The following is a 19,214-nucleotide window of genomic DNA, read 5'->3' as shown; positions in this document are numbered from 1 at the left end:
CCTGGAGGAAGGGGTACGGCGTCCTGCCGTACCCCTTCTTCTGTCAGTGGCCCCCGGCATCATGAACGCATGCGTGCGGCCCGGCTCATCCAGATGGTGCTCCTTCTCCAGTCCCGGCAGACCATGACCGCCGCCGAACTCGCGCGGGAGCTGCAGGTGTCGGAGCGGACGGTCACCCGGGACGCGCAGGCGCTGTCGGAGGCGGGCGTGCCGGTGTACGCGGACCGGGGGCGGGCCGGCGGCTACCGGTTGGTCGGCGGATACCGGACGCGGCTGACGGGGCTGGCCAGGAGCGAGGCGGAGGCCCTGTTCCTGAGCGGGGTGCCGGGGGCGCTGCGGGAGATGGGGCTGGCGGACGCCGCCTCCGCGGCCCGGCTGAAGGTGTCCGCGGCGCTGTTGCCGTCCCTCCGGGACGCCCCGGACAGCGCCGCCCAGCGGTTCCATCTGGACGCGCCGGCCTGGTTCCGGGAGCCGGAGACACCCGCGCTGCTGCCGGCGGTCGCGGAGGCGGTGTGGGACGACCGCCGCGTCACCGCCCGCTACCGGCGCGGCGAGGACGAGGTGCAGCGGGTGCTGGAGCCGTACGGGCTCGTGCTGAAGGCGGGTGTCTGGTACCTGTGCGCGCGGGTCGCCGACGGCGACTCCTCCAGGACCGGCCGGACCTACCGCCCCTACCGCACCTACCGGATCGACCGGTTCAAGGCCGTGGAAGCCCTGGAGGAACGCTTCACCCGTGACCCGGACTTCGATCTGCCCGGCCACTGGGCCGAGCAGGCCGAGCGGTTCGCGCGCTCGATCCTGCGCGCCGAGGTCGTCGTACGGCTGTCCCCGGAGGGGGTGCGCCTGCTGCGGTACGCCGTCGATCCGCCGGCGGCCCGTGCGGCGCTGAGCGGCGCAGGCGAGCCGGACGGGGCCGGCTGGGTGACGGTGACGCTGCCGGTGGAGTCCGAGGAGGTCGCGCACACGCAGCTGACGGCGCTCGGCGCGGAGGCGGAGGTGCTGGCCCCGCAGGGTCTGCGGGAGCGGTTCGCGGCGGACGCGGCGCGACTGGCCGAGCTGTACGGCGGCCCGCGCCGGCCCGGCCGTACGGACGCCGAACGACGGGCCGGATAACGATCCGCCGTACTCCGGCGCACTCCGCGTGCGCCCCACCGGTGGAAGCCCGATGCTGGTGGCGTGATGGACGAGACGGAGTTCTGGGAGCTGATCGACGCCGCCCGCGAGGCCGCCGAGGGTGACCCCGAGGAACAGGCCGACGTACTCGTGGACCGGCTGCTCCAGCTGGACCCCGACCTGGTGCTGGACTTCGCCCGTCACTTCGAGGCCCGCTACAACCGCGCCTACCGCTGGGACCTGTGGGGCGCCGCCTGGGTGCTGCTGGACGGGGCCAGCGACGACGCGTTCGACTTCTTCCGGTGCTGGCTGATCGGCCAGGGCCGGGAGGTCTACGAGGGCGCCCTGCACGATCCCGACGCGCTGGCGGAGCTGCTCGGCGAGTTCGACGAGGAGATCGACGGCGACGGCGAGGAGCTGGGCTACGCGGCGGACGAGGCCTACGAGCAGCTGACCGGCACCGTCGCGCCCGATCTGGGCATCGCCCCGGCACCCGTCGAACCGGAGGGCTCGCCGGTGGACTTCGAGAACGAGCGGGCGCTCGCCGCACGGTTCCCCCGGCTGTGGGACCGCTTCCGGGACTAGGCCCTGTCGTCAAACTCCAGCCGTCCGCCCGAAGGGCGGGCCCTGCGGCGTCAGGTGCGTGCTCTCGGCGTGCCGGACCCTGGCCCTCGTACTTGGATGTACTTGGGCCTGGGTCCGGTGCGGCGAGAGTGCGTGCATGGCGTCGCGGGGCAGGAGGGAGTTTGACGACAGGGCCTAGCCCGCTCCGGCTCAGCCGGCCGTACGCCTGCGGAGGCTGTCGGCCGGCAGGTAGGCCTGCGGCTGGTCGGCCCGCACCGCGTGGTGCAGCGGCGCGGCGTTGGCCTGGCCGAGGGCGGACGCGGTGGCCGCGGCCGGGCCGAGGACGACGGTCGCGACCGCGCAGAGCACCGCCCAGGGCCCGCGCGCGGTCCGCTTCCGGTGCGCCCGCTCCGTGCTCTCGGCGGTGCCCTCGGCCGTGGTCTTTTCACCCGTACGACTGCTGTTCATGATCCCCGCCTCCAGTCGGCTCGTGATGTCCTCGACCGTAGGGCGCGCGGCTCGGAGCGGGCTGCGTGCTCCCTACGGAATCGCTATGAGCCGTGCCGTGACGGACCGGCCCTGCAGGCGAGCGGCCTTCTCCCTGATCTCGGGGAGGCGGGCGGTGAGGGCGGCGCCGGGGCAGCTGGTCATGAAGCCGTCCATGTGGCCTGCCAGGGCGGGCAGCAGGGCGGTGGTGCCGGCCTTGTAGCGGCTCAGGCTGTTGCTGGAGACCAGGTGGACCAGCGAGCGCGGGTCGACGTCGGCGAGGCCGAGTTTCCAGGCGGCCAGAGCGGCGATCGCGTCGGTCATGGCCTTCGGCACCGTCGCGCCCGCGGTGAAGGTGCCGAGGGCGGCGATGCCGGCGGAGCGGTGGTTGAAGCCCTGGGTGTGGGCTCCGGTGACGGGCCGGTCGGTGCCTCCGGCGCGGCCTTCGTAGATGGTGCCGCAGCGGTCGACGATGAAGTTGTAGCCGATGTCGTCCCACTTCCGGGCGCCGATCTGGCCGGCGTACAGGCGGCGGATGATCTCCGGCGCGGCGGCGCAGTCGTACGCGTTCGGCGAGTCGGTGTGGTGCAGGAAGACGGCGACCACCTTGTCGTCGTAGCGCGGCGGCGGCTGAGTGCGCCCCGCAGTGCCCAGCCACACGGAGCGGGGCAGGATGTGCGGCCGCGGGGCGCGATGGGTGGCCGGGCGAACCGGGACCGGCCGGTCGAAGCGGGCCGCGGCGGAGCGCTCGGCGCCGCGGGCGCACAGGGCGAGCACGAAGGCGGCCACCAGCCCGGGCAGACAGCCGAGCAGCACCAGCAGGGCCGGGGATATCCGCCGGGCGGACCGGCGCCAGGTCCTCGGCGGCTGCGGCGGTCCTGGCTTCTGGGGGGTGTCGAGCGTGTCCTCGGTCTCCGCGGGAGGTATCTGCGCCGTCCCCGGTTCGGCCGGTTTTTGTCGCCCGCGTCTCAGGAGGCCCAGAAGTCTCCGTATCCCCGGCGCAGGCCGGGCCTGGGAGGTCTCCGGCGTCTCGGTCCTCCGCGACGTCCCGGCGGTCTCCGTCGGCTCCGACGTGCCCGGCGGCCCGGCGGTCTCCTCCGGCAGTTCCTGCGTGTCCGGCGCCCGCTCGGCACCGGCGGTCTCCGATATGCCCCGGGCCTCCGGCGTCGCGCCGGTCTCCGGCATGTCCAGCGTTCCCGGGGTCTGTGGGTCCCCCGGTGTCTCCCGTGTTCTTCGGACGGCGTGCATGGTCCCACTGTCGGGCGGCCGGGTCGCGCCCGCGATGTGCACTCTGCCACCTGGCGGAACCATCATCCCGGTCCAGGACGTTTCTGGGGGTACATACAGACGTGGCCGGTTCGCCGTCCGGTGGCCGTGCCCTTGTGTGGGTGACTGATCACCGGACCCGTCCCGTCCGTACTGAGGGGTCCGAGAGAAAGGCGGCTCCGTGGACCTGCTCGACCTGGTGCTTGTGCTGGTGATGCTCGTCTACGCGGCGTCCGGTTACCGGCGCGGGCTGGTGGCCGGCTGTGTCTCGCTGGCCGGGTTCGTCGGCGGTGCCGTCGTCGGCGTGTGGGTGCTCCCCTGGGTGACCGGCCTGGTGGAGCGCGGCACGACGCAGGCGACGGCACTCGCGGTGGTGACGGTGCTGGTGCCCGCGGTGGTGGGGCACGAACTGGCGGGCCGGCTGGCGCTGCGGCTGCGCGGGGAACTGGACCGGGGCCCGCTGCGGGTGCTGGACGGGATGGGGGGCGCGGGGGCGAACGCGGCCGCGGTGCTGATCGTGGCCTGGGTGGCGGCGAGCGTGCTGGGGGCGGCCCCGTCGCAGACGCTGAACTCGGCGATACGGAACTCGACGCTGCTGGGCGCGGTGCAGGACGCGATGCCGGACACCACGCCCGCGTGGTTCTCGCGGGCCACGTCGGCGCTGACCGAGGCGGGCTTCCCGCAGGTCTTCAACCCGTTCGAGAACGAGTCGACGGCCCGGGTGGCCCGCCCCTCCGGCGACAGCGTCACACCGGCCGCGACGAGCGCCGCGAAGCTGAGCACGGTGAAGATCGAGGGCGCCTCGGGCAACGAGGGCCGCGAGGGCAGCGGTTTCGTCTTCGCCGCACAGCGTGTGATGACCAACGCGCACGTGGTGGCGGGCATCGACCACCCGAGCGTGCGGATCGGTGGCGTCGGGCGGTCGTACCCGGCCCGGGTGGTGCTCTTCGACCCCGACCGGGACGTGGCGGTGCTGTATGTGTCCGGGCTGCGCGCCCCGGTGCTGCACTTCGACACCAGCGCGACCCGCGGGGACTCGGCGGTGGTCGCGGGCTATCCGCAGGACGGCGGCCTGAACCTGCAGGCGGCGACCGTGGCGAGCCGGGTGCGGGCGATCGGCCAGAACATCTACAACGACGGCACGGTCACCCGGGACATCTATTCGATCCGCTCCACAGTCCGGCCGGGCAACTCCGGCGGGCCGCTGCTGACCACGGACGGCAAGGTGTTCGGCGTGGTCTTCGCGCGCTCCACCTCGGACGCCGAGACGGGGTATGCGCTGACGGCGGACGAGGTGGCGGGCGACGCCCGGCGCGCGTCCGGGGCTACGGTGGCGGTGAACACGGGCCAGCTGGTCAGCTCCTGACGGTCACAGGCGCCGGCCCATGAGCACGTCGTCGACGTAGGCGCCGTCGAGGAGGAACTCCTCGGGCTGCACTCCCTCGACGGCGAACCCCTCGGACTCGTACAGCGCGCGGGCCGGGGCGTTGTGTCCGAGGACGCGCAGGCTCAGCCGCCGTGCACCACGCCCGCGAGCCTCCTCGACGGCGGCCCGGATCAGCGCGCGCCCGAGGCCGCGGCCGCGCGCCTCCTCGGCGACGGCGAGGCCCTGGATCTGCAGGACGTGCGCGTTGGAGGTGAGCGGGGTCGGGCGGCCGACACGGACATAGCCGACGATCCGCCCGTCCGCCTCGGCGACCAGGTAGTCCTCCGGGGCATGGCGCTCGTCGAAGAACGGCCCCTCCGGCGGGGGCGACACCGCGTGCACGGTGGACCAGCTGGACCGGTCGAGGAGGGCCAGCTCCTCTTCGTCGTCGGGCACGGCGATGCGTATGAACGGCTCGGCCATGACGATCACCCTACGGCGCCGGCCCACGACGTCCCACCACGATTCCGAACGGAACCCTCACTGGGCTTTCCACGGGCTGCGCGGGTTCGGCCGAGGACATGACGTGCGGGCCGCACGGTTCGCGCCAGAGACAGGTTGGGCGCGCGCCGCACCCTCGGCCGGAGGGACGACGCGTGGGCCGTACCGCCGGGGCCGGAGGCACGTCGTGCGCGCCGCACAGTCGCGCCAGAGACACGCCGAGCGTGACGCACCCCACGCGCCGGGGGCACAGCGCGTGAGCCGTACCGCCGCCCCAGACGCACCGCGTGCGCGCCGCACTGTCCGGCCGAGGGCACATCGTGCGTGACGCACCCACGCGCCAGAGACACAGCGCGGGAGCCGTACCGCCGCCCCAGAGGCACCGCGTGCGCGCCGCACGCTCCGCGACGGAGGCACCGCGTGGCCGCCACACGCTCCGCGCCGAACGCACCGCGTGCGCGCCGCACAGTCGCGCCAGAGACACGCCGAGCGTGACGCACCCCACGCGCCGGGGGCACAGCGCGTGGGCCGTACCGCCGTGCCAGACGCACCGCGTGCCCGCCGGGCCGTCGTGGCGGGGCATGGCAGGTGGGGCGGGCGGTCATGCTGGGGGCATGGAACGTCTTCGTATCGCGGTGGCCGGTGCGTCCGGGCTCATCGGCAGCGCCCTGGTGCGGTCTCTGACCGCGGACGGGCACGAGGTGGTTCGTCTGGTGCGCCGGGCGGCCGCGGGGCCGGAGGAGGTCTGCTGGGACCCCGAGGGCCAGTACGTCGACGCGGGCGGGTTGATCAGCTGTGCCGTGGTGGTGAACCTGGCCGGGGCCGGGATCGGCGACCGGCGCTGGACGCCGTCGTACAAGCGGCTGCTGCGGGACAGCCGGGTGCTGGGCACCGCCGCGCTGGCGGAAGCGGTGGCCGCGCTCCCCGAGCCGCCCCGGGTCTTCGTCAGCGGCAGCGCGATCGGCATCTACGGCGACACCGGCGACCGGGCGGTGGACGAGGAGGCGCCGCCGGGCGACGGGTTCCTGCCCTCGCTGTGCGTGGAGTGGGAGGAGGCGGCGGCGCCCGCGCAGGAGGCGGGCGTGCGGACGGTGTTCCCGCGCACCGGCCTGGTGGTGGCGCGGGGCGGCGGGGCCTGGGGGCGGCTGTTCCCGTTGTTCCGGGCCGGGCTCGGGGGGCGGCTGGGCGACGGGCGGCAGTACTGGTCGTACATCGCGCTGCACGACGAGGTCGCCGCGATCCGCCATCTCATCGACGACGACACCCTTTCCGGGCCGTTCAACCTGACGTCCCCGCAGCCTCTGACGAACCGTGAGATCACGGCGGCGATGGCCCGGGTGCTGCACCGGCCGGCCCCGTTCGCGGTGCCGGCGCCGGTGCTGCGGGCGGTGCTGGGTGAGATGGCCGGGGATGTGCTGGGCAGCCAACGGGTGGTGCCGAAGCGGCTGTTGGAGTCGGGGTTCCGGTTCGCGTTCCCGGGGATCGAGGAGGCGATCCGCTCCGCGGGGTGAGCCGGCTCCAGGCTGCGCCCGGTTCGGCTGCAACACCGGCGAACAGCCGTGACCGTATGCGACCTGCATGCGACCGTGCCCTGTTGATGCGCGACTGTTCGTGACCGATCACGGACCTAACCTCGATCCGAACTCGGGTATCCCCGGAGCCAGTTGGGGGCATGACGTCTCCACCGGCCGCGCAACCACAGGAGGGGCCTCGTGCTTGAGCCCGCGTACCAGGTCGACGTCGTCATCGTGGGAGCCGGAATCGCCGGACTCTCGGCGGCCCATCGGCTGACCAGCGCAGGAATCTCGACCGCCGTCCTCGAGGCCGCCCCTTACGTCGGCGGCCGCATGTCGACGGAGAAGGTCGACGGCTTCCGGCTCGACCGCATCGGACAGCTGCTGTCCACGTCCTACCCCGAACTCCGCACGACCCCGGGCCTGGACTCCCTGGTCCTGCGCAGTTTCGCGCCGGGCGTCCTGCTGCACCGCGACGGACGCACCCACCGCGCGGGCGCACCGGCGTCCGGGGGGAGCACAAGGGGCGCACTCCATGTGGTGCGCGCCCTCGCGAGCGCCCCAAGGGGACCGGCGGCCACCCCCGGCCGGGCCGGCGCACCGGTGGGCGGCGCCGTCGACCAGGCCCGGCTCGGCGCGGCGCTGGGGCGGATCGCCGCCACGCCGGTCGAACGCATCCTGGCGCGGCCCGAGATGCCCGCCCGCAAGGCCCTCGCCCAGCGCGGGATGCCGCCGCGCACGGTGGACGGCTTCCTGCGCCCGCTGCTCGCCTGCCTGCTGTGCGACCCGGAGCTGACCACCTCCAGCCGGTGCGCCGACCTCGCGCTGCGCGCCTTCGCGAGCGGCCGGCTGTGCGTGCCGGAGGGCGGCGCGGAGGTACTGCCGGAGCTGCTGGCGCGGGCGCTGCCGCCGGGCACCGTGCACACCGGGGTACGCGTCACCTCGGTCTCCACGACGTCCGTCGCCACCGCCGAACACGGCGAGATCCGCTGCCGGGCGGTACTGCTGGCGACCGACGCGCGCGCCGCGGCGGAGCTGCTGCCGGGCCTCAGGGTGCCGGACTTCCACCCCGTGACCGTGGTCCACCACACCACCGACGACCCGGCGGCGGCCTTCTCGACCGGCACCTCCCTGCTGCTGGACGCCGACCGCGGTGGCCCGGTCGCACACACCGCGGTGCTCAGCAACGTGGACCCGAACCGGGCGCCGGTCGGCCGGGTGCTGATCTCCTCGACCGTGCTCGGCACCCCGCCCGAGGGGATCGACACCGCCGTCCGCATCCACCTCTCCCGTCTCTACGGCACCTCGACGCGCCGCTGGGAGACGCTGGCGGTGCACCACACCCCGGAGGCGGTCCCGGCGATGCGCCCACCCCACGACCTGCGCCGTCCGGTCCGCCTCCTGGCCGGCCTCTACGTCTGCGGCGACCACCGCGACACCAGCACGGTCCAGGGCGCCCTGCACTCCGCCCACCGGGCGACGGCGGCGATCCTGGCCGACCTCGGTGCGTCGGGCTCCCTGAACCGCGCGGATCCGGCACCGACGTTGCCAAGGGCGGCGTAGGCGCCCCAAGGGGCGCGGGACTGTGTCGATACGCGGCTCCGCCGCGTGGGCGCGACAAGCCACGACGGCGCGTCACCAAGCGACGGCGCGTCACCAAGCGAACGACCGCAACCCACGACGGCGAGTGGCAACCGGCTACCCCAACGCCGCCACCTTCTCCCGATACCCCCGCACCGGTGCCGCGTCCCGGTACGGCTCGAGCCGGCGCTCGAAGTCCCTCACGTACTCGATCGCCCGAGCGCTCCGCATTTCCGCGGCCTGCCCCGCCGCCTCCGCGGCCAGCGCGCACGCCTGGTCGAGCTCGCCGAGGCCGAGGCGGGCCGTGGCGAGGACGACGCGGCAGAAGAGCCGGCTGCGGGCGTAGGAGGGCGCGCGGAGCTGGAGCGAACGCTCGGCGTGCTGGGCGGAGGCCCGGAACTGCTGCAGATCCCGGTGGCAGTGCCCCAACTCGTCGGCGAGCTGCGCCTCGTCGAAGAACCTGGCCCAGTACGGCACCTCGTCCCCGGGCCGGGCCGCCTCCAGAGCGCGCTCGGCCCGCACGAGCGCCGCCGTGCACGCCCGCACCTCCCCGAGCACGCCGTGCGCCCGCGCCTCGGAGGCGTGCAGCAGCGCCTGCACGACCGGCGGGCCACCGGTCCCCGCGCCCTGCTGGGCGACCCGGGCCAGCTGCACGGCCTCCCTGCCGTGGCCGAGGTAGACCGCCTGGCGGCTCATGGTGACCAGGACATAGGAGCCGTACGCCCGGTCACCGGCCGCCTGGGCGAGCCGCAGAGCCTGCACGAAGTAGCGCTGGGCGAGTCCGTGGGCGGCGATGTCGTACGAGGTCCAGCCGGCCAGCCGGGTGAGGTCGGCGGCCGCGGCGAACAGCTTGCGGCCGGTCTGCTCGTCGTAGCTGCCGCGGAGCATCGGCTCGCACTCGTGCTCCAGGTAGCGCACCAGGGCCTGCCGGGCGTGGCCGCCGCCGTACCGGTCGTCGAGGGTGCGGAACAGCTCGCCGACCGAGCGCAGCGCGTTGATGTCGCCGCCCGTGACCCTGTTGCCGGGGGCGCGCTCGGCGTGCCCGCGCGCCCGGGGCGGGACCGCGAGCGCAGGCCGGCCCGGGGGCTTGGCCGGCGCCGCGCGGCCCTGCGCGGGAACCCGGGCTACCTGTTCGCGGGCCACCTTGTCGTCGGCCTTGCCGATCAGCCAGTCCCGGCTGGGCACCACGAGCCCCGCCGGGGTGAACGCGATCTTGCGCAGCTCGGCGTGGCTGCCGGAGTCCTTGCGCCACAGCCCGCTGACGATGTCGACGGCCTCCTCCGGGGTGGCCGCGAACTCCAGCCCCGCGTACACCGGCGCGCAGGCGTCCAGGCCGAGATCCTGGGCCGTGAGCCGGCGCCCGAGCCGGCGCGTGAAGACCTCGGCGATGAGGGCGGGGGTCGTACCGCGCGGCTGCTGTCCGCGCAGCCAGCGGGTGACCGAGGTCTTGTCGTATCTGAGGTCCAGCCCGTGCTCCAGGCCGAGCTGGTCGACGCGACGGGCCAGACCCGCGTTGGAGAATCCCGCTTCTGCGATGAGCGCGGCGAGCTGGCGGTTGGGGGTGCGCTGCGCGGGTCGGTCCGTCATCTGCGGTGCGGTCTCCTGCCTTCCGGGCCGCCGAAGTGCCCGGTTTGCCGTTGAGCAGCCCTTATGGCCTCATGAACGGCGCGAATGTAGCGGAGAGTGAGCAGGCGATCGCACATTCCGCCAGGCATTCATCCGATCGTGTGAGAAACGCCCGCAGGGCTGACGTACGCCGGACGGACGTACAGTGGCGTGGGCGCGTTACGTGCCTGACACACCGGTCGCTGAGGGAGGCGCTTGCCGTGAGTGAGTTGCGGTTCGTCCGCATGGGGTTCGGTGCGGATGCCGTCGATTACCAGGAAGCCTGGGACGAGCAGCGCCGGGTGCACGCGGCACGGTTCGCCGACGAGGTCCCGGACACCGTGATCCTCCTGGAGCACCCCCCGGTGTACACGGCGGGCCGCCGCACCGAGGACAGCGAGCGTCCGCTGGACGGCACCCCGGTCATCGACGTGGACCGCGGCGGCAAGATCACCTGGCACGGCCCCGGCCAGCTGGTGGGCTACCCGATCCAGAAGCTCCCGCGCCCGGTGGACGTCGTCGCGCACGTACGGCGCCTGGAGGAGGCCCTGATCCGCACCTGCGCCGAGTTCGGTCTGGAGACCACCCGGGTCGAGGGCCGCAGCGGCGTGTGGGTGCTCGGCGACCCGGTCGAGCAGCGGCCGGCGCTCGGGGGATTGTCCCTGGACTTCGACCCGCGACTGACGGACGACGAGTTCGACCCCCGGCTCAACGGCCCCGAGTACGCCCCCTCCAACGCGGGCCAGCGCCGCGAGGACCGCAAGATCGCCGCGATCGGCATCCGGGTCGCCAAGGGCGTCACGATGCATGGCTTCGCCCTCAACGTGAACCCCGACAACAAGTGGTTCGACCGGATCATCCCGTGCGGCATCCGGGACGCGGGGGTCGCCTCCCTCGCGGGCGAGCTGGGCCGGGACGTCACCATCGAGGAGGTCCTGCCGGTGGCCGAGAAGCACCTGAAGGACATCCTGGAGAACGCGGAGCTCAAGCCGCGGGTGATCGAGAAGGCGACGGCCTGACCGGGAATGAGCCCTGCGGTCCCGGGGTTGGCCTCACGGGCAGGGCGTGAAACGCACGGGCGTACCCTGGTGTGCGCCGAAGAATCGAAGTCACAGGGAGCCGGTCGTGTCCGCAGTCGCACCCGACGGACGCAAGATGCTGCGCCTGGAGGTCCGCAACAGCCAGACCCCCATCGAGCGCAAGCCCGAGTGGATCAAGACCCGGGCGAAAATGGGCCCCGAGTACACGAAGATGCAGAACCTCGTGAAGAGCGAGGGCCTGCACACGGTCTGCCAGGAAGCCGGCTGCCCGAACATCTACGAGTGCTGGGAGGACCGCGAGGCGACCTTCCTCATCGGCGGCGACCAGTGCACCCGGCGCTGTGACTTCTGCCAGATCGACACCGGCAAGCCCGAGGCCCTGGACCGTGACGAGCCGCGCCGCGTCGGCGAGTCCGTGGTCACCATGGACCTGAACTACGCCACCATCACCGGCGTCGCCCGCGACGACCTGGAGGACGGCGGCGCCTGGCTGTACGCCGAGACGGTGCGCCAGATCCACGCCCAGACCGCCGGCCGCGAGGGCGGCCGTACGAAGGTGGAGCTGCTGGCCCCCGACTTCAACGCGGTCCCGGAACAGCTCGCCGAGGTCTTCTCCGCCCGCCCCGAGGTCTTCGCGCACAACGTCGAGACGGTCCCGCGGATCTTCAAGCGGATCCGCCCCGGCTTCCGCTACGAGCGCTCCCTGAAGGTCATCACCGAGGCCCGCGACTTTGGCCTGGTGACCAAGTCCAACCTGATCCTCGGCATGGGCGAGACCCGCGAGGAGGTCGGCGAGGCGCTGCGGCAGCTGCACGACGCCGGCTGCGAGCTGGTCACCATCACCCAGTACCTGCGCCCCTCCGTCCGGCACCACCCCGTCGAGCGCTGGGTGAAGCCGCAGGAGTTCGTGGAGCTGAAGGAGGAGGCCGAGCAGATCGGCTTCTCCGGTGTGATGTCGGGTCCGCTGGTGCGGTCCTCGTACCGGGCCGGGCGCCTGTACCAGATGGCCGTCGAGAAGCGTGGCGCCTTCGTCGCCACGCAGGCTGTGTGAATTCGCGCACAAATAGCTACTGGCCAGTAATGGCCGAGTCGACGCGGTCCTGACCGTCCTCGCTGATGAGGGCGGGCGTCAGGGCCGCGTCAGCGTTTCAGTGCTCTGTATCAAGGCTTCATTGGTGTTTGACCGGTCGGACACGCCCTGGTAACACCAATCAGTGACTCTGGTATCACGCCTCGTACACCACCCGATCCGAGGGGGGACCTCGATCATGCAGGCCGCGCCCGTACGCGCCACCGCCATCCCGTCCTTCACCGACGCTCTCCGCGCCGTCGAGTCCCTGCTCATGAGCGGCGGTCAGCGCACCGCCCGGCGCAACGCCTGGACCTCCGTGCTGGAGGACCGCCGGCGGGCCAAGGACCGGGTCGAGGCGCAGCGTGTCCTGGAGCAGGCCGCCGGCCGCTCCTGATCCCCCGCCGGCCCCGTCCCGACGGACACTGCCGTCGTCCGCACTCCCGGGGCCACGTAGACTTCCTGACATGGCGAGGAAGGAAACCGCGGCGGACGCCGCGAACGCAGGGCGACTGAAGCAGATCGCTCTCACCTACAAGATGACCCGCAAGGTCGACAAGAAGATCGGTCTTGTACTCGGGGCCGTAGGCATCGGCACCCTCGCTGTCTTCCTTGTGATCGGCTTCTTGCTCGGCCACCCGGTCTACCTGGGCATCTTCGGCCTGCTGATCGCGCTGCTGGCGATGGCGATCGTGTTCGGCCGCCGGGCCGAGCGCGCCGCGTTCGGCCAGATGGAGGGCCAGCCGGGCGCCGCGGCCGCCGTGCTGGACAACATCGGCCGGGGCTGGACCACGACTCCGGCGGTGGCGATGAACCGCAGCCAGGACGTGGTGCACCGGGCGGTCGGCAAGGCCGGCATCGTGCTGGTCGCCGAGGGCAACCCGAACCGGGTGAAGAGCCTGCTGGCCGCCGAGAAGAAGAAGATGAACCGGATCGTCGCGGACGTACCGGTGCACGACGTGATCGTCGGCGACGGCGAGGGCCAGGTCGAGCTGAAGAAGCTGCGCACGACGATGCTGAAGTTCCCGCGCGTGCTCACCGGCCCCCAGGTGACGGCCACCAACGACCGACTGCGGGCTCTGGGCGACCTGATGAGCAACATGCCGGTGCCGAAGGGCCCCATGCCCAAGGGCATGCGGATGCCGAAGGGCCGCTGAGCCCCGCGGCTACCGGCCTGTCAGCACAGGCGCCGGAACTCCCGCTCGCAATAGACCATCGGCGAACCCTCGCCCAGCCGCACCCCCGTTACCCGGCCGATCAGGATCGTGTGATCCCCGGCCGGGTAACGCGCGTATGCGGCACAGTCCAGCTGTACGGGCGCCTCCCGCACGGTCGGCAGCCCGAAGGGGCTCGGCTGCAGCAGGGCGTCGGAGAACTTGTCGGCGCCCTTGGTGGCGAACAGCAGGGCCAGCGGCTGATGCTCCGGCGCCAGCACGCTCACCGCGAAGTGGTCGCACCGCGCGAAGACCGCCGACGAGTCGGCCGCGTCCGCGAGACACACCAGGACCAGGGGTGGCTCCAGGGAGACGGAACAGAAAGAGCTCGCCGTGAAGCCGCGCGGGGTGTCGTCCTCGCAGCTGGCAGTCACCACCACCACGCCCGACGGAAAACGCGCCATGGCGTTCCGGAACTCCTCCGGCGTCACCTCCGCCGCCATCACATCCTGAGCATCGGTCATACCGCGACGATGCAGCCGGCGGTGTGACCGGGCAACCGGATGGGGGCATCCGGGCCATCGCCGGATGCGGGAGCGTGGGGGTTGCTCGCGCAGCCGAGAACGGTCAGATACGGACCTCTACGGTCTTCGCGAGCCGGTCGTGCAGCCCCCGCCCGTCCCGGTCCCAGATCAGCGCCGGAATCGCGAGGCACAGCAGGGCCGTGCGCAGCAGTGACCGCAGCGGATTGACCGTGCCGGTCTCCAGGGCCACCACCCGGACGCCGAAGATACGCTTGCCCGGGGTGAAGCCGATCGTGCCGACGGTCAGCACGCTCATGACGAAGAAGACGCCGAGCGCCCAGTTGCTCGTCGCAGGCACCCGATAGCCATTCGTGATCAGGCCGTATGCGATCAGAACGCTCAGCCCCCAGTCCACGGCGAGCGCGCCGAGCCGCCGCCCCGGGCGTGCGATCGAGTTCGGCCCCTCCTCCGGGAGACCCAGCTGCTCACCCCGGTAGCCGAAGTCCGCACCGGCCTCTTCCATGGCCGCGCGGGGCCCGGAGAGCCACGATCCGAGTGCCTGCCTGTTGTCCACCCGTCCACGGTACTGGGCCCGAAATGACCGGGGTACGCCGGGGTGTCCCGGAGCTAGGGTGGACATGTGGCCGGTTAACTTCTGCGAAACAAATGGGTCACGCCCGAGAAATCACCCGTCCCTAGGGTCATGACCAGCGTGTGCCACCGCACTGGCCGCACGAACGATCTACCACCCCGGCGAGGACGGTCGGGAGTAGGAGGAGCTGGATGTTCCAGAACGCCGACGAGGCCAAGAAGTTCATCGCGGACGAGGACGTCAAGTTCGTCGACGTCCGCTTCTGCGACCTGCCGGGCGTCATGCAGCACTTCACGGTGCCCGTCGAGGCGTTCGACCCGGACGAGGAGCTGGCCTTCGACGGATCGTCGATCCGCGGTTTCCAGGCCATCCACGAGTCCGACATGGCCCTGCGCGCCGACCTCTCGACGGCCCGCGTGGACCCGTTCCGCCGCGACAAGACCCTCAACATCAACTTCTTCATCCACGACCCGATCACGGGCGAGCAGTACTCCCGTGACCCGCGCAACGTGGCGAAGAAGGCCGAGGCCTACCTCGCGTCGACCGGTATCGCGGACACCGCGTACTTTGGTCCGGAGGCCGAGTTCTACGTCTTCGACAGCGTCCGTTTCGCCACCTCGGCGAACGAGAGCTTCTACCACATCGACTCCGAGGCGGGCGCCTGGAACACCGGTGCCCTCGAGGACAACCGTGGTTACAAGGTCCGCTACAAGGGCGGCTACTTCCCGGTCCCGCCGGTCGACCACTTCGCCGACCTGCGCGCCGAGATCTCCCTGGAGCTGGAGAAGAACGGCCTGAAGGTCGAGCGCCAGCACCACGAGGTGGGCACCGCCGGCCAGGCTGAGATCAACTACAAGTTCAACACCCTGCTGGCCGCCGCCGACGACCTGCAGCTGTTCAAGTACATCGTGAAGAACGTGGCCTGGCGCAACGGCAAGACCGCGACCTTCATGCCGAAGCCGATCTTCGGCGACAACGGCTCGGGCATGCACGTGCACCAGTCGCTGTGGAGCAACGGCGACCCGCTGTTCTACGACGAGGCCGGTTACGCGGGCCTGTCGGACACCGCCCGCTACTACATCGGCGGCATCCTCAGGCACGCCCCGTCGCTGCTGGCCTTCACCAACCCGACGGTGAACTCGTACCACCGCCTGGTGCCGGGCTTCGAGGCGCCGATCAACCTGGTGTACTCGCAGCGCAACCGCTCCGCCGCGATGCGTATCCCGATCACGGGCTCGAACCCGAAGGCCAAGCGCGTCGAGTTCCGCGCCCCGGACTCCTCCGGCAACCCGTACCTGGCCTTCTCCGCCCTGCTTCTCGCGGGTCTGGACGGCATCAAGAACAAGATCGAGCCGGCCGAGCCGATCGACAAGGACCTGTACGAGCTGGCTCCCGAGGAGCACGCGAACGTCGCCCAGGTCCCGACCTCGCTGCCGGCCGTCCTCGACTCGCTCGAGGCCGACCACGAGTTCCTCCTCCAGGGCGACGTCTTCACGCCGGACCTGATCGAGACGTGGATCGACTTCAAGCGCACCAACGAGATCGCGCCGCTGCAGCTGCGTCCGCACCCGCACGAGTTCGAGCTGTACTTCGACGTGTGACAGACGCCACCTGAAAGGCCCCTCGGCTCCGCCGGGGGGCCTTCGGTGTGTTTCAGCCGGTGGGACACCGGGTGAGGGAACTTTTTCGCGCTTCCCGGACTTCCTACTTCCGGGGGATCATCCCTCCTGACCCTGCCGGACGAGAGAGGTTGAACGGGGATGACGGGACAGGACGACTGGGAGCGGGAGTTCGATCACCGCTGGGCCAATTCCGCCGTGCACAAGGAGCCCTCGGCCCGGGCGCGGATGCTGGCCGCGCGCTGGAAGGAGAGCCCGCCGAATCCGGCGCCCTTCCGCGCAGACCCCGGTCCGGTGCCGCGCCGGGCGTCATGGGCGTCCACGGCCGTGGTCTTCGGCTGTGTGATCGCGGTCATCGTGCTGATCGGGCTGCTGCAGTTCGGATCGTCGTACTAGGACGGGTCGTACCCGGCGCTCGGGCGCCGGGGACGCTCAGCGACAGCCGGCCGACCCACAGGTACGTTTTGCTGCTCCTAGGGCCGTTCAGGACCTGTTCATGGGAGTCGGCTGGTGCACACTGGACAGCGGGACGAGTGCCTGACTGCGGGGTGATGCAAGATGCAGAGCCGCTTCCGGAGCGACCGACGGCTGACCGTGCGCATGGGTCTGACGATGTTCCTGCTCGGTCTGCTGTACGTGGCCTTCATCGCAGCGCTGATCGCGCTGCTGAAGTCCTGGGTGCTGGTCGTCGTGGTGGTCGGGGCGATGTTCGTGGCGCAGTTCTGGTTCTCCGACCGGATCGCCATGTTCGCGATGCACGGCCGGGTCGTGGAGCGCGAGGAGTATCCCGAGCTGCACGCGGTGGTCGACCGGCTGTGCGCGATCGCGGACATGCCCAAACCGGTGGTCGCCGTATCCGACATGGACATGCCGAACGCGTTCGCTACCGGCCGTAATCCCGACCACGCCGTGGTCTGCGTGACCACGGGGCTGCTACGGCGGCTCGAGCCGGCCGAGCTGGAGGGCGTGCTGGCGCACGAGCTGTCGCACGTGGCGCACAAGGACGTCGCCGTGATCACGGTCGCGTCCTTCCTCGGTGTGCTGGCGGGCCTGATCGTGCGGTTCGCCTTCTACTCGCAGGTCTTCGGCGGGGGCCGCCGGGACCAGAACACCGCCGCCGTCTTCGCCGCGATCATGGGCGTCTCCGCGGCGGTGTACGCGATCAGCTTCCTGCTGATCCGTGCGCTGTCCCGGTACCGGGAGCTGGCGGCGGACCGTGCGGCCGCGCATCTCACCGGCCGCCCGTCGGCCCTGGCCTCGGCGCTCACCAAGGTCAGCGGCGACATCGCCCGGATCCCGACCAAGGATCTGCGCACCGCCCAGGCCTTCAACGCCTTCTATTTCACCCCGGCGACCGGGAAGGAGCCGGGCATCGAGCGGTTCTTCTCCACACACCCGTCCCTGGAGCAGCGGCTGGAGCAGCTCGGCCGGATCTCGGCGGAGCTGGGCGAGGCCGCCACCCCCGGGAAGGCGGGCTGAGCATTGGGGCTGCTGGACATCCTGCTGGGCCGTACGAAACCGGTCGCGCCCGATCTCGACCAGCTCTTCGCGCTGCCCTCGGCGGCCGTGACCCTTGAGGCAGCGGCCGGTTTCACACCGACCGGGACCGGCGCGGTGTGCTTCGCCACGGTGGAGGGCGCGGCCTTCGAGCAGACCCACCGGGAGGTGCAGGCGCTGCTGGACGCGGACACCGACCGCTCCGGCCCGCCGGTGGAGCTGCGCCGGGACGACTACGGGTACTCCTGGCTGGTGTCCGCGCGCAGCCCCGAGCAGCTGCCGGAGCTGGTGAACGATCTGCACGCGGTGAACAGCGCGATGGAGATCAACGGCTTCGGCCCGCAGCTGCTGTGCTCACTGGCCGCCTTCACGGACGACGGCGGCCGCAGGCTGGCGCTGGTCTATCTCTACAAGCGAGGCACGTTCTATCCCTTCGCTCCGCTGCCCGGCGCGGCCGAGCGGCGCGACAACGCGCTGGAGCTCCAGGTGAAGGCGACGCTCGCGAACGATCTGCGGATCGAGCAGGACCTCGGCCGCTGGTTCCCGGTGTGGGGCGCCCCCGGCCTGTGACCGGGGCCGCCCTACGCACTTCACCTGCTCTTCTCACGCTCCTGCCGGCGGGCCTCGAAGGGCCGCTCCCGGCGGTAGCGGCGCTCCCACTTCGCCTGCCGGTCCCGGCGCTCGCGGTAGGCGCGGTAGCTCTCCGGCGGGGGCGGGGTGCTCGCGCCGGCGGGTGGTGGCGTGCCGGGCGAACCACGCCCGTGCGTCACGTACAGGTACAGCAACGCGACGGCGGCGAGCCACCACAGATGGTTTCCGATTCCGAGGATCACCAGGACGACGGTCCCGGACGCGAGGATGCCACGCATGACGGACCTCCGTGGGGTGAGTGTGGCGGGGGTGGGGTGTGTCGGCTTCGTGCCGTTTGTTCAGCGTAGGGACGCGGTGGCAGGGACCGCATCCCGTTTTCCGCCCGGCGCGGGGCAGCCCTGAGTGCATGGCCCCATGAGCGAACTCGCGTACTTCACCTACGACTTCGACGGCGAACGACTCAGCGCGGTGCGCACCGGCGCGCCCGGCCGGGCCACCGTGGCCCTGCTGCACGGCGCGGGCAACGGCAGCAAGGAGCGCCTCCTGCCGCTGCTCACCGAGTTGGCCGGGCACGGCTGCCACGCTGTGGCGTTCGACTTCTCGGGGCACGGCGACAGCACCGGGTCGCTCGCGGAACTGAGCCCGCGCCACCGGTTCGAGCAGGCGGTGGCGGTGCTCGACGCACACGCCACCGATCTCGTACGGCACTACGGCCCCCGGGTGGCGGCCGTCGCGCTGTGCTCCCCCGCCGTCTACTCCGCCGAGGCCTGGCAGGTGCCGTTCGAGAACGGCCGGGGCCGGTTCAGCGAGATCATCCGCAGTCCGGACAGCCGGCGGACCTCAGCCGCCCTGGAGGCGTACCGGGCGTACGCGGGCCGGGCGGTGCCGGCGGTCCCCGGCACCGACGCCGTCATCCCGCCGGCCGTGACCGAGGCCGTACAGGACGCGCTGTCCACCCGGGCCCGGTACACCCGTTTCGAACTCCCGCACGCCGAGCACCGGTTGGGCCTCTGGTTCCAGGGCCATGCGGAGGACCGGCGGAGGTTCGTGACCCACCTGCTGGCGGAGTCGGCCGAGCGCGAGCCGGTCGAGGCCGTGTCGGCGTGAGAGGCCGCCGGGTGCCCCGCCGACG

The 19,214-nt window shown here is 72.0% G+C and carries 21 protein-coding genes; 14 read left to right on the top strand and 7 right to left on the bottom strand.

The annotated features are described in order from the left end of the window. The first annotated feature begins 69 nt into the window (after nucleotides 1–69). Nucleotides 70–1,113 (top strand): helix-turn-helix transcriptional regulator, encoded by a 1,044-nt coding sequence (locus SRB17_RS04710; protein WP_153534789.1) that lies wholly within the window; start codon nucleotides 70–72, stop codon nucleotides 1,111–1,113. 66 nt (nucleotides 1,114–1,179) lie between these two features. Then, nucleotides 1,180–1,698, top strand: coding sequence for a DUF4240 domain-containing protein (locus tag SRB17_RS04705; protein ID WP_153535780.1), 519 nt, complete (start codon nucleotides 1,180–1,182; stop codon nucleotides 1,696–1,698). Between the two features lie 189 nt (nucleotides 1,699–1,887). On the opposite strand, the gene SRB17_RS04700 is transcribed toward SRB17_RS04705, so the two are convergent. Further along, complete coding sequence (locus SRB17_RS04700; protein WP_153534786.1) at nucleotides 1,888–2,145, bottom strand: hypothetical protein; 258 nt, start codon at nucleotides 2,143–2,145, stop codon at nucleotides 1,888–1,890. A 72-nt stretch (nucleotides 2,146–2,217) separates the two neighbouring features. Beyond that, the gene (locus SRB17_RS04695) at nucleotides 2,218–2,985 is read right to left on the bottom strand and encodes a peptidoglycan recognition protein (protein WP_153535778.1); all 768 of its coding nucleotides are present in this window, start codon (nucleotides 2,983–2,985) and stop codon (nucleotides 2,218–2,220) included. A 625-nt stretch (nucleotides 2,986–3,610) separates the two neighbouring features. Here SRB17_RS04695 and SRB17_RS04690 point away from each other — a divergent pair. After that, nucleotides 3,611–4,795: a MarP family serine protease gene (locus tag SRB17_RS04690; RefSeq protein ID WP_323374973.1), complete on the top strand. Its 1,185-nt coding sequence runs from the start codon at nucleotides 3,611–3,613 to the stop codon at nucleotides 4,793–4,795. Between the two features lie 3 nt (nucleotides 4,796–4,798). Here the strand turns inward: SRB17_RS04690 and SRB17_RS04685 are convergent, their stop codons facing one another. Next, nucleotides 4,799–5,278, bottom strand: a complete 480-nt coding sequence (locus SRB17_RS04685) for a GNAT family N-acetyltransferase (RefSeq protein ID WP_153534784.1) — start codon at nucleotides 5,276–5,278, stop codon at nucleotides 4,799–4,801. 632 nt (nucleotides 5,279–5,910) lie between these two features. Here SRB17_RS04685 and SRB17_RS04680 point away from each other — a divergent pair. Together SRB17_RS04680 and SRB17_RS04675 are read left to right on the top strand one after the other, a co-directional pair. Continuing rightward, on the top strand, nucleotides 5,911–6,807 hold the full coding sequence (locus tag SRB17_RS04680; protein WP_153534782.1) for a TIGR01777 family oxidoreductase: 897 nt from the start codon (nucleotides 5,911–5,913) through the stop codon (nucleotides 6,805–6,807). 201 nt (nucleotides 6,808–7,008) lie between these two features. Next, the gene (locus SRB17_RS04675; protein ID WP_323374972.1) at nucleotides 7,009–8,373 is read left to right on the top strand and encodes an NAD(P)/FAD-dependent oxidoreductase; all 1,365 of its coding nucleotides are present in this window, start codon (nucleotides 7,009–7,011) and stop codon (nucleotides 8,371–8,373) included. 135 nt (nucleotides 8,374–8,508) lie between these two features. Here the strand turns inward: SRB17_RS04675 and SRB17_RS04670 are convergent, their stop codons facing one another. Further along, nucleotides 8,509–9,978, bottom strand: a complete 1,470-nt coding sequence (locus SRB17_RS04670; protein WP_153534780.1) for a regulator — start codon at nucleotides 9,976–9,978, stop codon at nucleotides 8,509–8,511. Between the two features lie 239 nt (nucleotides 9,979–10,217). Here SRB17_RS04670 and lipB point away from each other — a divergent pair, with 239 nt between their 5' ends. From lipB to SRB17_RS04650, 4 genes are all read left to right on the top strand, one after another. Further along, entirely contained in the window at nucleotides 10,218–11,015 is a 798-nt protein-coding gene (gene lipB / locus SRB17_RS04665) for a lipoyl(octanoyl) transferase LipB (protein ID WP_323374971.1), read from the top strand. A gap of 106 nt (nucleotides 11,016–11,121) precedes the next feature. Then, nucleotides 11,122–12,087 carry a lipoyl synthase gene (gene lipA, locus SRB17_RS04660; RefSeq protein WP_323374970.1) on the top strand — a complete coding sequence of 322 codons (966 nt, stop codon included), beginning with the start codon at nucleotides 11,122–11,124 and terminating at the stop codon, nucleotides 12,085–12,087. 217 nt (nucleotides 12,088–12,304) lie between these two features. Continuing rightward, nucleotides 12,305–12,502 (top strand): hypothetical protein, encoded by a 198-nt coding sequence (locus SRB17_RS04655; RefSeq protein WP_053653973.1) that lies wholly within the window; start codon nucleotides 12,305–12,307, stop codon nucleotides 12,500–12,502. Between the two features lie 70 nt (nucleotides 12,503–12,572). Then, a complete protein-coding gene (locus SRB17_RS04650; protein ID WP_153534778.1) occupies nucleotides 12,573–13,262 on the top strand; it encodes a DUF4191 domain-containing protein in 690 nt (229 codons plus the stop codon). A 20-nt stretch (nucleotides 13,263–13,282) separates the two neighbouring features. Here SRB17_RS04650 and SRB17_RS04645 read toward each other — a convergent pair whose 3' ends face one another. Then, a complete protein-coding gene (locus SRB17_RS04645) occupies nucleotides 13,283–13,783 on the bottom strand; it encodes a flavin reductase family protein (RefSeq protein WP_153534776.1) in 501 nt (166 codons plus the stop codon). 103 nt (nucleotides 13,784–13,886) lie between these two features. After that, nucleotides 13,887–14,357 (bottom strand): RDD family protein, encoded by a 471-nt coding sequence (locus tag SRB17_RS04640; RefSeq protein ID WP_323374969.1) that lies wholly within the window; start codon nucleotides 14,355–14,357, stop codon nucleotides 13,887–13,889. A 209-nt stretch (nucleotides 14,358–14,566) separates the two neighbouring features. Here SRB17_RS04640 and glnA point away from each other — a divergent pair, with 209 nt between their 5' ends. The 4 genes from glnA (at nucleotide 14,567) to pspAB (ending at nucleotide 18,061) form a co-directional block, all read left to right on the top strand. Beyond that, the gene (glnA, locus tag SRB17_RS04635; protein ID WP_153534772.1) at nucleotides 14,567–15,976 is read left to right on the top strand and encodes a type I glutamate--ammonia ligase; all 1,410 of its coding nucleotides are present in this window, start codon (nucleotides 14,567–14,569) and stop codon (nucleotides 15,974–15,976) included. A 159-nt stretch (nucleotides 15,977–16,135) separates the two neighbouring features. Beyond that, entirely contained in the window at nucleotides 16,136–16,390 is a 255-nt protein-coding gene (locus SRB17_RS04630; protein WP_153534770.1) for a hypothetical protein, read from the top strand. A 162-nt stretch (nucleotides 16,391–16,552) separates the two neighbouring features. Beyond that, nucleotides 16,553–17,473, top strand: a complete 921-nt coding sequence (gene htpX / locus SRB17_RS04625) for a zinc metalloprotease HtpX (RefSeq protein WP_153534768.1) — start codon at nucleotides 16,553–16,555, stop codon at nucleotides 17,471–17,473. A 3-nt stretch (nucleotides 17,474–17,476) separates the two neighbouring features. Then, complete coding sequence (gene pspAB, locus SRB17_RS04620; RefSeq protein ID WP_153534766.1) at nucleotides 17,477–18,061, top strand: PspA-associated protein PspAB; 585 nt, start codon at nucleotides 17,477–17,479, stop codon at nucleotides 18,059–18,061. Between the two features lie 20 nt (nucleotides 18,062–18,081). Here the strand turns inward: pspAB and SRB17_RS04615 are convergent, their stop codons facing one another. Then, nucleotides 18,082–18,360, bottom strand: coding sequence for a hypothetical protein (locus SRB17_RS04615; RefSeq protein ID WP_153534764.1), 279 nt, complete (start codon nucleotides 18,358–18,360; stop codon nucleotides 18,082–18,084). A gap of 136 nt (nucleotides 18,361–18,496) precedes the next feature. Here SRB17_RS04615 and SRB17_RS04610 point away from each other — a divergent pair, with 136 nt between their 5' ends. Then, the gene (locus SRB17_RS04610; protein WP_153534762.1) at nucleotides 18,497–19,189 is read left to right on the top strand and encodes an alpha/beta hydrolase; all 693 of its coding nucleotides are present in this window, start codon (nucleotides 18,497–18,499) and stop codon (nucleotides 19,187–19,189) included. Nucleotides 19,190–19,214: the final 25 nt, after the last annotated feature.

The sequence above is a fragment of the Streptomyces sp. RB17 genome, assembly GCF_009604455.1.
Classification (GTDB): Bacteria; Actinomycetota; Actinomycetes; order Streptomycetales; family Streptomycetaceae; genus Streptomyces.
The sequence above is the reverse complement of the archived record's forward strand: the minus strand, read 5'-3'. Positions and strand labels throughout refer to the sequence as shown.